This is a genomic window from Streptomyces sp. NPDC002055 (assembly GCF_040296705.1).
Classification (GTDB): domain Bacteria; phylum Actinomycetota; class Actinomycetes; order Streptomycetales; family Streptomycetaceae; genus Streptomyces.
In genome coordinates this window covers 1-11,872 of the sequence record NZ_JBEOXS010000108.1, presented here as the reverse complement: position 1 = coordinate 11,872, position 11,872 = coordinate 1, and the positions used below count along the sequence as shown (strand labels likewise).

The 11,872-nt window shown below is 73.1% G+C and carries 11 protein-coding genes; 7 read left to right on the top strand and 4 right to left on the bottom strand.

Annotation, left to right across the window (positions count from 1 at the left end):
• Positions 1 to 176: 176 nt before the first annotated feature.
• Positions 177 to 1,094, bottom strand: a complete 918-nt coding sequence (locus tag ABT112_RS34115) for an SDR family NAD(P)-dependent oxidoreductase (protein WP_502975525.1) — start codon at positions 1,092 to 1,094, stop codon at positions 177 to 179.
• A gap of 158 nt (positions 1,095 to 1,252) precedes the next feature.
• On the opposite strand from ABT112_RS34115, the gene ABT112_RS34110 reads away from it, so the two are divergent.
• From ABT112_RS34110 to ABT112_RS34090, 5 genes are all read left to right on the top strand, one after another.
• Complete coding sequence (locus ABT112_RS34110) at positions 1,253 to 1,897, top strand: class I SAM-dependent methyltransferase (protein WP_351515695.1); 645 nt, start codon at positions 1,253 to 1,255, stop codon at positions 1,895 to 1,897.
• 298 nt (positions 1,898 to 2,195) lie between these two features.
• Positions 2,196 to 3,200: an N-acetylmuramoyl-L-alanine amidase gene (locus ABT112_RS34105; RefSeq protein ID WP_351515694.1), complete on the top strand. Its 1,005-nt coding sequence runs from the start codon at positions 2,196 to 2,198 to the stop codon at positions 3,198 to 3,200.
• 180 nt (positions 3,201 to 3,380) lie between these two features.
• Complete coding sequence (locus ABT112_RS34100) at positions 3,381 to 4,199, top strand: DUF5336 domain-containing protein (protein ID WP_351515693.1); 819 nt, start codon at positions 3,381 to 3,383, stop codon at positions 4,197 to 4,199.
• Between the two features lie 333 nt (positions 4,200 to 4,532).
• Positions 4,533 to 5,543, top strand: coding sequence for an LLM class F420-dependent oxidoreductase (locus ABT112_RS34095; RefSeq protein WP_351515692.1), 1,011 nt, complete (start codon positions 4,533 to 4,535; stop codon positions 5,541 to 5,543).
• Between the two features lie 119 nt (positions 5,544 to 5,662).
• Positions 5,663 to 5,956, top strand: coding sequence for a hypothetical protein (locus ABT112_RS34090; protein WP_351515691.1), 294 nt, complete (start codon positions 5,663 to 5,665; stop codon positions 5,954 to 5,956).
• A 237-nt stretch (positions 5,957 to 6,193) separates the two neighbouring features.
• Here the strand turns inward: ABT112_RS34090 and ABT112_RS34085 are convergent, their stop codons facing one another.
• The 3 genes from ABT112_RS34085 to ABT112_RS34075 all read right to left on the bottom strand — a co-directional run bounded on the left by ABT112_RS34085 (position 6,194) and on the right by ABT112_RS34075 (position 9,421).
• A complete protein-coding gene (locus ABT112_RS34085; RefSeq protein WP_351515690.1) occupies positions 6,194 to 7,273 on the bottom strand; it encodes a prenyltransferase/squalene oxidase repeat-containing protein in 1,080 nt (359 codons plus the stop codon).
• On the bottom strand, positions 7,270 to 8,025 hold the full coding sequence (locus tag ABT112_RS34080) for a class I SAM-dependent methyltransferase (RefSeq protein ID WP_351515689.1): 756 nt from the start codon (positions 8,023 to 8,025) through the stop codon (positions 7,270 to 7,272). Before ABT112_RS34080 ends, ABT112_RS34085 begins: the two co-directional genes overlap by 4 nt.
• A 64-nt stretch (positions 8,026 to 8,089) precedes the next feature.
• Positions 8,090 to 9,421, bottom strand: a complete 1,332-nt coding sequence (locus ABT112_RS34075) for a glycosyltransferase family 4 protein (RefSeq protein WP_351515688.1) — start codon at positions 9,419 to 9,421, stop codon at positions 8,090 to 8,092.
• Between the two features lie 281 nt (positions 9,422 to 9,702).
• Between ABT112_RS34075 and ABT112_RS34070 the strand changes: the two genes are divergently transcribed.
• Together ABT112_RS34070 and ABT112_RS34065 are read left to right on the top strand one after the other, a co-directional pair.
• The gene (locus ABT112_RS34070) at positions 9,703 to 10,308 is read left to right on the top strand and encodes a TetR family transcriptional regulator (protein WP_351515687.1); all 606 of its coding nucleotides are present in this window, start codon (positions 9,703 to 9,705) and stop codon (positions 10,306 to 10,308) included.
• A 518-nt stretch (positions 10,309 to 10,826) separates the two neighbouring features.
• A complete protein-coding gene (locus ABT112_RS34065) occupies positions 10,827 to 11,432 on the top strand; it encodes a response regulator transcription factor (RefSeq protein WP_351515686.1) in 606 nt (201 codons plus the stop codon).
• Positions 11,433 to 11,872 lie beyond the last annotated feature (440 nt).

The window sequence follows — 11,872 nt, the reverse complement described above, 5'->3', positions numbered from 1 at the left end:
CCGGAAACTTCCGTGTATTTGTGGCCCCCAGGGCCGTAAATATACGTTCCGGAACCCCCACCCCGCAGGCCCCGGCCCCCGGCCCCCGGCCCCACCCGCACCCCGCACGCAGAACCCGCACCCGGGGTCACCCCCTCACCCCACCCCCACGACGCCCCGCACCCGGGGTCACCCCCTCAGGTCCGCAGATACGACGCCCCGTTGAGATCGAGCACCGTCCCCGAAGCCCACTGCGCCTGCGGCGACGCGAGCCACAGCACCGCGTCCGCGACCTCGCCGGGCCGGGCGACCCGCCCGAACGGACTCTGCACGCGGATCTCCTCGCCCTCCGGCCCGGTGAGCCGGTGGGCGACCCGCTCGGTCTCGACGAACCCGGGCGCCACGGAGGCCACCGCGATGCCGTACGGGGCCAGGGCCACGGCCAGGGACTGGCCGAGCGCGTGCACCGCGGCCTTCGTCGCCCCGTACGCCGGATGATCGGGCTCACCCCGGAACGCACCGCGCGAGCCGATGTTGACGATCCGCCCGCCCGTCCGCTGGGCGATCATCCGCTGGGCGGCGAGATGGCTGGCATTCGCCGTGCCCACCACGTTGACGGCCGTGTGCCGCTGCCACGCGGCGGACCACTCGGCGTAGAGCGTGGCGGCCGGCGGGTGCGGGGCCATGATGGCCGCGTTGTTCACCAGCACGTCGATGCCGCCCAGCGCCCGGGCCGCCGCGTCCACGAGCGCCTCGGTCTCCTCCGGGTCCGACAAGTCGCCGCCGACCAGGGCGTGCCCCGAGCCCGGCAGACCGGCGAGGGTCGCCTCGGCCTCCTCGCGGCTGGTCCCGTAGTGGACGGCGACCTGGTCACCGTTGGCGGCGAACGCGTGGGCCACCGCGCGCCCGACGCCCCGGGCCGCCCCGGTGACCAGGACGCGCCGCCCACGGCCCGGGAAGTCGGGGATCACCGGGGCGGGTTCCGGTTCGGGCACCGTCAGGTCCGGCTCCGGGAGGGGCGGGCCGGACACGGGCCGCGGGACGGCTTCCGACGCGGTTCCCGTGGGGGCCTGCGGTGCCGCCTCCGGCATGCCTCCCGGCAGAGATGGGGTCATGGTGCTTCCCTCCTGCGATCCTGCGATCAGTTCGGGCCGGTTCAGCGTAGGAGCCCGGCGGCCCGCCCCGGGCTCGCGCAACGCCTACCCACCCGGCTCCCGCCGCAGGCGATCGGGCAGCATGGGCGGTCACAGCCGTACGACCAGGAGGACCCCCCATGAGCTCGGGCCCCAAGCCGGAGATACTCGCCGCGTTCGAGGCGGCCAAGGGCTTCATGCCGGTGGACGAGGGCCTGGCCCTGTACGAGGCGGCCACCGAGGCCGCGGTGCGCGGCCTCCCGCTGCTGGAGGTCGGCACCTACTGCGGCCGCTCGACCCTGCTGCTGGCCGACGCCGCGCGCGAGGGCGGCACGGTCGCCGTCACCGTCGACCACCACCGCGGGTCCGAGGAGCAGCAGCCCGGCTGGGAGTACCACGACGCGGACGTCGTGGACCCGGAGGTCGGCCGGATGGACACCCTGCCCACGTTCCGCCGCACCCTGTTCCACGCCGGGCTGGAGGACCACGTCATCGCGGTGGTCGGCCGGTCCCCGCAGGTGGCGGCGCTCTGGGGGATGCCGCTCGGGCTGGTCTTCATCGACGGCGGCCACACCGACGAGCACGCCACGGCCGACTACGAGGGGTGGGCCCCGCACGTCGCCCCGGACGGCCTGCTGGTCATCCACGACGTGTTCGCGGACCCGGCCGACGGCGGTCAGGCGCCGTACCGGATCTACCGGCGGGCCCTGGAGTCCGGGGGCTTCAGCGAGGTCTCCCGGGCGGGCTCGCTGCACGTCCTGCGGCGCACCGGGACGGGCGTCTGAACGGTCCGGAGGCGGGCGTCCGAAGGGTCCGGACGGAGGCGGGCGTCGACACGGTCCACGGACGAAGGCGTGCCCCTGAAGGCCCGCGGACGGAGGCAGGGAGGGCCGCCCCAAAAAGCCCACCCACCCAAGCAAAACGACCCAACCACGGAATTCCGCACCACAGCCGACCATTCCCCGCAAACCGAACACCCCAAGGGGCCGACACCGCCACACCGAAGGGGCCGACGCCGCCACACCAGGGGGCAGGTGGCACACAGGCGGGAGGGGCGTCCGGAAGATGCCCTAGCATCACGGAGTGTCCAACGGCAGCCCTCCCTCGCCCCCGCGCAGCCCCGGCGGCACCGCGCTCATCGTTCTGTCCATATTCGTCCCGACCTGCTTCGCCGGCTGGCTGGGCTGGCAGGCCATCGGCGGGACGGACGACGGCCGGGCGAAGGAGGCCGCGTCCCGGCCGTCCGCGGCGGCCCGGACCGACGGCCGCACACCGGAGGGCGGCGAGGAGAAGCCGTCGCGGCGGGCCCCCTCGGCCGGCGCCTCCCGGCCCGGCCCGGACAAGAGCCGCGGCGGGAAGGACACCGGCAGCGGTGACGGTGCGGGGCAGCGGGGCGACTCCCCCGCACCCGACGGCCCCCTGGCCGGCAAGGTCGTGGTGATCGACCCCGGTCACAACCTCCACAACCGCGATCACACCGGCGAGATCGCCAAGTCGGTGGACATCGGCACGCACCGCAAGGAGTGCGACACCACCGGCGCCGCCACCAACTCCGGTTACAGCGAGGCGGCGTTCACGCTCGATGTCTCGCGGCGCATCCGGACCCTGCTCGCGGACCGCGGCGCGACGGTGAAGATGACCCAGGACGACGACCGTCCGTACGGCCCCTGTGTCGACGAGCGCGCCCGGATCGGCAACAAGGCGAAGGCCGACGCCGTCGTCTCGGTCCACGCGGACGGGTCGGTGACCGGCAACCGCGGCTTCCACGTCATCCTCCCGGCGTCCGTCCGGGGCGGCGACGCCGACACCTCCGACATCGTCAAGCCCTCCCGCGAACTCGGCGAGCGGATCGCCGGCATGTTCGTCCGCGAGACCGGCAGCCGCCCGTCCAACTACATCGGCGGGGGTACGGGCCTGGACGTCCGGTCCGACCTCGGCGGGCTCAACCTGTCAACGGTGCCCAAGGTGTTCATCGAGTGCGGCAACATGCGCGACCCCGACGACGCGGCCGATCTGACGAGCCCGAAATGGCGGCAGAACGCGGCCCAGGGCATCGCAAACGGTATCGAGCATTTCCTGAAGAAGTAGGAATCACCGACTCAACAGGGAATTGGCGGGGAAGAGGGGAAATCACCGACGTGTGTGACGTGGCGGACACCCCGCGCAACTGCCCGCTACATTCATCCGTACGATGGGGCCCACCCCCGCGCCGCACGCCCACGCGTACCGGCGACAGCGACACCGACGAGACCGAATAAGGATTAACACGTGAACATCCGCTCCCTCACTCGAGGCGACGGCGTGGTGATCGGAGCAGCGGTGTTGCTGTTCATCGCCTCGTTCCTCGACTTCTACTCCTGCGACACCGAGTTCTGCAGCACGAACGCGTGGGACTCGGATCTGTTCCCGGTACTCCCCTCGCTCTACCTGGCCGGCATCATCGCCGCGGGCCTGATCGTCGGCGCCCGTTTCCTGCCGGCCGGGCGCAAGGTCGCCGGCCTGGGGCTGGACCAGTGGGGCCTGGCGCTCGCGGTGTTCGCCGCCTGGACCGGGCTGTGGACGCTCATGGGCGGGCTGCCCGCGGACAACGGCGTCGGCCAGATCCTCGGAGTGATCGCCGCTGTCGCCCTCGCCGCGGGTGCCGTGCTCAACACCCGCATCCCGGCGCTCCAGGCCGCGCTGATGGGCGCGCCGCGGCCGCAGGCGCCCTCTCCGTACGGTGCGGCGCCGGCGCAGGGCTACGGCTACCCGGGCCAGCAGACCGCCCCGTCCCCGTACGGCGCGCAGGCCGGCCAGCCCGCCCCCCAGCAGTCCTACGGCGGTCAGCAGCAGGCGGCCCAGCCCGGCCCGGCGGCCGGTACGCAGGGCGGCCAGGCGTCGGCCGGCGGCGAGTTCGCCCCGTTCTGGTTCGCGGTGCCGGTCACCCGCCCGCTGTACGCCGAGGACGGCTCGCCGACGCCGATCGCCGAGCTGGCGCCCGGCACCTGGTACCTGGCGGTCGACCAGCGGGGAGCGGCGCTCATCGCGCAGACGCAGGACGGCCGGCGCGGCGTCCTGCAGGACACGACCGGCATTCAGCGCGGCTGATCCGGCCACGGCCCGTAGCTCGCACGGCCCCTCGCCCCTTCCGGGCGGGGGGCCGTCGGCGTATCCGGCCCCCGGTGCCGGTACCCGCCCCGCACGCTGAAGCCCGGAAGCCCCGCGGCCCTGAAACCCCGTGAAGCCCCGCGGTCCTGAAGCCCCGCGGCCGCCGCACCGGCCCGCGGGCACGGCGGGCGTCCCCCGTGCGCGCCGCGGCCGGTTCGCGAGGGGCCGTTGCCTGGGCGTCGGGGCCCCCGTAGAGTCGGCACGTCGGCAGCAATCTGACGCTGCGTCAGCTTCGCAGCTCGCCTCACGGGGTCACACGGGGAGGGGTACGGCATGCGACTCGGCCTCGCGCTCGGCTACTGGGGACGCGGACCCGACCCCGGGCACGTCGAACTCGCCGTCCAGGCCGAGCGGCTCGGCTACGACTCGGTGTGGACGGCGGAGGCCTGGGGCTCCGACGCCTTCACCGCCCTGACCTGGATCGCCGCCCACACCTCGCGCATCCGGCTGGGCACCGCCGTCGCGCAGATGTCCGCCCGCACCCCCACCGCCACCGCGATGCACGCACTGACCCTGGACCACCTCTCGGGCGGGCGGATGATGCTGGGGCTGGGGCTGTCCGGCCCGCAGGTGGTCGAGGGCTGGTACGGGCGGCCGTTCCCGACGAGCCCGCTGACCGCGACCCGCGAGTACGTGGACGTCATACGCCAAGTGCTGCGCCGCGAGGGCCCGGTGGAGCTGGACGGCCGCTTCCACTCCCACCCCTACGGCGGTGCCGGCGCCACCGGCCTCGGCAAGCCGCTGAAGCCGATCACGCATCCGCTCCGCCCCGACCTACCGGTGCTCCTCGGCGCCGAGGGCCCGAAGAACATCGCGCAGACCGCCCGGATCGCCGACGGCTGGCTGCCGCTGTACTGGTCGCCGCTGCGCACCGAGGTCTACGAGGCGTCGCTCGCGGACGCGCCCGAGGGCTTCATGGTGGCGCCGATGGCCCGCGCCCAGGTGTGCGACGACGTGGCCGAAGGACTGCTGCCCGTCAAGGCGATGCTCGGTTTCTACATCGGCGGGATGGGGCACGCGGCCCGCAACTTCCACGCCGACCTGATGGCGCGGATGGGCTTCGAGGAGGAGGCGCGCCGCATCCAGCAGCTCTTCCTCGAAGGCCGCAGGGCGGAGGCGGTGGAGGCCGTGCCGGACGCGTTCGCGGACGAGATTTCGCTGGTCGGACCGCCGGAGCGGATCGCCGAACGGCTCGAACTCTGGCGCAAGGGACGGGTGACGGACCTGCTGGTCACCGCGCCCGACCCGATGACGCTCCAGGTACTGGCCGAGCTGAACAGCTGACCGGCGCGGGTCCCCTCGGCGTTGGCGTTGGCGTTGGCGTTGGCGTTGGCGTTGGCGTTGGCGTTGGCGTCAACCTACGCCAAGGGTTTCCCCCGAACGGGAGGGGCAACACGAGTTCCATGTCAAGACGCCACCGCTCAGGAAGCAACACCGCTGCCACGATCCTGGCCGCCATCGCGGACATCGCCGCCGTGATCCTCGGACTGTGGATCGTCATGTACTGGCTCGACGCGAACCGCGCCAACGACCTGGTCGACTTCGTCCAGGGTGCCGCCCGCTGGCTCGCCGGCTGGTCCCACGACCTGTTCACCGTGGACCCCGACTGGCTGCGCGTGCTGCTGAACTACGGTCTTCCGGCCGTGGTGTACCTCTTCATCGGGCACGCGGCCGCCGGCCGGCTGCGCCGCGCCTGAGCAGCCGCCCGGAGCGGAACTCCGGCGCCGGCCCGGCGCCTCGTTCCCCCGTCTCCTCCGCCTCTCCCCTGGCCCGTTCCGTCCCGTTCCCGGACGGTCCGCTCCTCGTCCCGCGTGACCCGCCACGCCCGCCAACCGGCTGCCGCGACAGGCCCACCGTCACCCGCATCGCTGAACGGCCGCGCTCAGCAGACGCTGCACCGCCGGGCTCACCAGTCGCTGTACGGCCGCGTGCGCTCAGCAGCAGTCCGGTTCGAGGCCGGACGGCAGCCGTTCGCCGCCGAAGACCGCCGTCGTCGCCTCGTCCCCGCCGAGTACGGCGACGGCCAGCAGCAACGACCCCGCGGTCCAGGAGGTGAGCTCCTCCGGCCACACCGCGTCGTCCTCGAAGACGTAGCCCGTCCAGTACATCCCGTTGTCGGACCGCAGGTGCTGGATCCACTGGAGGATCTGCACCGCGCGGTCGGACTCGCCCATCGCCCAGAGTGCGAGGGCGAGTTCGGAGCTCTCGCCGCCGGTGACCCAGGGCCGGTCGGAGACGCAGCGCACCCCGAGGCCGGGGACGACGAAGCGGTCCCACTCGGCCTCGATGCGCTCCTTGGCCTGCGGCCCGGTGACGGCGCCGCCGAGCACCGGGTAGTACCAGTCCATGGAGAACCGGTTCTTGTCGAGGAACCGCTCCGGGTGCCGGCGGATGGCGTGGCCGAGCCAGCCCGCCGCGAGCTCCCAGTCGGGCTGCGCGTCCCCGCGCTGCTCGGCGATGGCCAGGGCACAGCGCAGGGCCTGGTGGACGGAGGCGGAGCCGGTCAGCAGGGCGTCCGCCACGGGCGTCCCGTCCTCCTCCCGCTTCCAGCCGATCTGTCCGCCGGGCTGCTGCAGCGCGAGGACGAACTCGACGGCGGCGTAGACCGTGGGCCACATCCGGTCGAGGAAGGCCTCGTCGCCGGTGGAGAGGTAGTGGTGCCAGACGCCGACGGCCACGTAGGCGACGAAGTTGGTCTCGCGCCCGCGGTCGGTGGGGTCGTCGGCGGCCACGCCGTCGGTGCGGTCGGGGTACGCCGCGTACCAGGAACCGTCGCCGTTCTGGTGGTCGGCGAGCCAGCGGTAGGCGGCCGCGGCGCGCTCGTGCTCGCCGGCGGCGTCCAGCGCCATGGCGGCCTCGACGTGGTCCCACGGGTCGAGGTGGTGCCCGCGGAACCAGGGGATGGCGCCGTCGGCGCGCTGGACGGCGAGAATGCCCGCCACGGTCTGTGCGGCCTGTCCTGCGGTCAGCACTCCGGGCAGGACGAGGCGTTCGGTACGGCCGGGGCTCGTCACGCCTGTGCCTCCGGTCCGTCGCCGAGGGCGCCGTTGGGGGTGTGCGGCTTGGTCGCGTACGCCACGAAGCTCTTGCCGATCAGCGGGTTCAGGGCGCGCTCGGCGACCCGGGTGGCCAGCGGCTTCTTCATGATGTCCCAGACCAGCAGCTGGTGGTACGCCTTGACGGGCAGGGCCTTGTCGTTGTCCACCCCGAAGGCGCACTTGAGCCACCAGTAGGGCGAGTGCAGGCCGTGCGCGTGGTGGGTGCCGTACGGGCGGAGTCCGGCCTCGCGCATCTTCCGCAGGAGTTCGTCGGCGCGGTAGATGCGGATGTGGCCGCCCTCGACCTCGTGGTACTCGTCGGAGAGGGCCCAGCAGATCTTCTCCGGGCCGTAGCGCGGCACGGTCACCGCGATCCGGCCGCCCGGCTTGAGGACCCGGACCATTTCGGCGAGCACGCCCTTGTCGTCCGGTATGTGCTCCATGACCTCGGAGATGATCACGACGTCGAAGCTGTCGTCGGGGAAGGGCAGCGCGAGCGCGTCGCCCTCCATCGCGGTGGCCTCCGCGCCCGCGGGGGCCTCCCCGGCCTCCTTCATGGCGGCGAACCAGGTGGCGACCTCGCGGATCTCCTCGGCGTTGCGGTCGAGGGCGACGACCTTCGCGCCCCGCCGGTAGCACTCGAAGGCGTGCCGGCCGGCGCCGCAGCCCAGATCGAGCACGCGGTCGCCTGCGGCGAGCGGGAAGCGGGTGAAGTCGACGGTCAGCACAGGCGTCTGCTTTCGTCCGGCGGGTCGTTGCTGGGTGGGGACGTCGGGGCCCCGGGGGTCGGGCTCAGGCGGCGGGTGCGGTCCGGGCCTGTCGCACGATGGCTTCGCGGTAGCGTTCGGCGGTGCCGCGCGCGGCCTGCTCCCAGGTGAAGCGGCTCAGGACGCGCTCGCGGCCCGCGGCGCCGAGTCTGCGCCGCAGGCCGTCGTCGTCCAGGACGCGGCCGAGGGCGACGGCCAGGGCTCCGGCGTCACCGGGCGGCACGGCCAGGCAGGTCTCGCCGTCGGGTCCGGCGACCTCGGGAATGGCGCCGCCGGTGGTGGCGACGAGCGCGGTGCCGGTGGCCATGGCCTCGGCGGCCGGCAGCGAGAAGCCTTCATAGAGCGAGGGCACGCAGGCGACCTGGGCGCCGCGGACCAGATCCGCCAGCTCCTCGTCGGTGATGCCCTTGACGAACTCCACGGCGCCGGTGAGGCCGTACCGCTCGATGGCGGCGGCGACCGGTCCGTCCTCGGCGCGCTTGCCGACGACGACCAGATGGGCCCGGGGGTTCTCGGTGCGGAGCTTGGCCAGCGCCTCGATCAGGTGGATCAGCCCCTTGAGGGGGACGTCGGCGCTGGAGGTGGTGACGATCCGGCCGGGTATCTCGGGCACGGCCGGGTCGGGCGAGAAGAGGGTGGTGTCCGCGCCGACATGCACCACGTGGATACGGTCCTCGCGCACTCCGAGGTGGTCCACGATCTCCTGCCGCGAGGAGCCGGAGACGGTGAGGACGGACGGCAGGCGGCGGGCGACGCGCTTCTGCATCCGGGTGAAGCCGTACCAGCGGCGGACCGACAGCCGGCCCTTCCAGCCGGTGGCGGCGTCGAGGTCGAGCCGCCGGTCGACGGTGATCGGGTGGTGGATCGTGGTGACCAGCGGGGCGCCCAGCCGGCCGGCGTCGAGCAGCCCGTAGCCGAGGGTCTGGTTGTCGTGGACGACGTCGAAGGAGCCGCGGCGGGCCGCGAGGTGGCGGCGGGCGCGCAGGCTGAAGGTGAGCGGCTCCGGGAAGCCGCCGGTCCACATGGTCGCCACTTCGAGGGCGTCGATCCAGTCCCGGTACTCGCCGCGCCCCGGGGTGCGGAACGGGTCGGGCTGCCGGTAGAGGTCCAGGCTGGGCAGCTCGGTGAGGGTGACGCCCTCGTCGACGACCGGGTACGGCTGGGCACCGATCACCTCGACGGTGTGCCCGAGCCGGGCCAGCTCGCGGGAGAGGTGGCGGACGTACACGCCCTGCCCCCCGCAGAACGGGTTCCCCTTGTAGGTCAGCAGGGCGATCCGCAACGGGCGGTCGCCGTCGGCCGCGGACACCCCGCCAAGGGGGCGACGCGCGGCTGCCTGCACGGCCTCAGCGGTCACTCTCGGCCCCCTTCTGACTGCAGTTCTGCCGGAGCGTAACCGCTCGCGCTAATCTAGAACAAGTTACAGACTTGATCGTTCAAGGAGCATCGAATCTACCGGCAGGTAGCGGACCCGGAAGGGCTCGATCAGGTGATTCGCGCCACGGCGCGACCCCTGCCATGCTGTCCGGATCCTGCCGGTGGGCCCCCGAGCCCCAGGCCAGAGGGGTCCCGGGCGGACCCGGGTCCTCCGCAGCCTTCGACGCAATCCACGGATGTCACGGAAACGGAATGGGACACATGACCACTGAACCCAAGCCGTCCTCCCCGCCCCTGACAGAGCGTCAGGAAGCTCGCCGCCGTCGGATCCTGCACGCGAGCGCCCAGCTGGCCGGCCGCGGCGGCTTCGAGGCCGTGCAGATGCGCGAGGTCGCGGAGCTCTCCAGCGTCGCCCTGGGCACGCTCTACCGCTACTTCCCCTCCAAGATCCATCTGCTGGTCGCGACCATGCAGGACCAGCTCCAGCAGCTCCAGGAGACCCTGCGGAAGCGTCCGCCGACCGAGGACGAGCCGGCGGCCCGCGTCGCCCAGACCCTGATGCGGGCGTTCCGCGCCATGCAGCGCGAACCTCACCTCGCGGAGGCCATGGTGCGGGCCCTGACCTTCGCCGACCGCTCGGTCAGCGCCGAGGTGGACACCGTCTCCCGGCTGACCACCGCGATCATCCTCGACGCCATGGGGCTGGCGGACGCGCCCACTCCCGAGCAGCTGTCCGTGGTCCGCGTCATCGAGCACACCTGGCACTCGGCGCTGATCACCTGGCTGTCGGGGCGGGCCTCGATCGCGCAGGTCAAGGTGGACATCGAGACGGTGTGCGGGCTGATCGAGGGGTCGGCGGAGGGGTAGTTCCGGGGCGGCGGGGTTCCGGGGTGGCGCGGTTCCGGGGCGGCGGGGGTGGCCGGGGTCGGGTCGCCGGGGTCCGCGGCTCGTCCGGGGGTTCGCGGTGGCCGGGGTTGGGCGGCCGGGGTTGCAACGGCCCGGAGTGTGGCTGCCCGGGTGTTCGGTGGTGCGGGTTTGTGGTGACCCGGTTTGCGGTGGTGCGGGTTTGCGGTGGTTCGGGTTTGTGGTGACCCACCTGGGTTTGTGGTGGCCCCCGTGCGAGGTGACTCGCGGTCGTGGGGAGTCCTGTCGGCCCGGGAGTCGGAAGCAACGGTGGCCCGGTCCGGAACCCGGCTCACCGGGAGCACAGCAGCTCACCCTTGGGGGCGTGCACTGCCCCGTCGCGCGCCGGGCGCACAGGGAAGCCGACGTGCGCCCCTGCGCCCCCTCATGGCCGGTTCTCGCCTCCAGGACGGGGCATCCGGATGTATGAAATTGCGACGACAGCGCGGGGAGCGCTGCGTCGACTAGGTGAAGGGGGAGATGTGATCCGGGTACTCCTGGTGCACGACACGAGCCTTCTGCGGTCCGCGCTCGTGGCTCTGCTGCGGAAGGAAGGCGACCTCGATGTCGCGTCCGCCGCGTGGGAGACCGCGCCGGGGATGGCGCGGTCTCTGCAGCCTCACGTCTGCATCGTGGATGTCGACTGCCCGGGTTCGCGCACCCTGAGCGCCGCCGCGGAGCTCGCCCGGCGCATGACCGGAACGGGCGCCGCCCTGCTGGTGCTGGCGACCGTGGCGAGACCCGGGCTGCTCCGGCGGGCCTTCGAGGCGCGCGCCCTGGGCTACGTCAACAAGGACGCCGGGCCGCAGCGATTACTGGAGGGCATACGGAAGGTCGCGGCGGGCGAGCGCTTCGTGGACGAGTCGCTCGCCTTCGGCTTTCTGCAGGCCGCCGAAATGCCGCTGACTCCGCGCGAGTTGAGTGTGCTGTCGCTGGCGGCGGAGGGCGCGACGGTCGCCGAGATAGCGCGCGGGCTGCATCTGTCCAACGGCACGGTGCGCAACTACATGTCCGCCATCACGCGCAAGACCGGGGCGCGGAATCGGGTCGATGCGATACGGATATCTCAGGGGGAGGGGTGGGTGTAAGGGGGTGCGGCGCGGCTGGTTCGACTGTGCGGGGCCGGGGGCGCGATCTTGGGGGCGCACGCCCGCGTATGGGGCTGGGGCTGGTCGGGCTGGGGCGGGGTGAACCCGGGTCGGGTTGAGTCCGGTCGGGATCGGGGCCGGTCGGGGCCGGTCGACGGGGACTTCTCTCAGAGCTGCCGACGCATCTGAGGGGTTGCCGTTCGAGGGCCACCGGGGGCCGGGAGCCGGCGTCCGGGGTTCGTTGCCGGTAGGTGTTGCCTGAGCCCAGGGGGCTTCGGTTCTGCCGCACGGGTTCCGGGTGCGGGCTCGTGCTCGGCGTGCGGGGTGCGGGGCTGACCCCGGGTGCGGGTTCTGCGCGCGGGGTGCGGGTGGGGCCGGGGGCCGGGGCCTGCGGGGTGGGGGTTCCGGAACGTATATTTACGGCCCTGGGGGCCACAAAT

Coding starts and splice junctions, on each gene's coding strand:
- ABT112_RS34110 (WP_351515695.1), top strand. CDS start 1,253: ATGAGCTCGGGCCCCAAGCCGGAGATACTCGCCGCGTTCGAGGCGGCC.
- ABT112_RS34095 (WP_351515692.1), top strand. CDS start 4,533: ATGCGACTCGGCCTCGCGCTCGGCTACTGGGGACGCGGACCCGACCCC.
- ABT112_RS34115 (WP_502975525.1), bottom strand. CDS start 1,094: ATGACCCCATCTCTGCCGGGAGGCATGCCGGAGGCGGCACCGCAGGCC.
- ABT112_RS34070 (WP_351515687.1), top strand. CDS start 9,703: ATGACCACTGAACCCAAGCCGTCCTCCCCGCCCCTGACAGAGCGTCAG.
- ABT112_RS34090 (WP_351515691.1), top strand. CDS start 5,663: ATGTCAAGACGCCACCGCTCAGGAAGCAACACCGCTGCCACGATCCTG.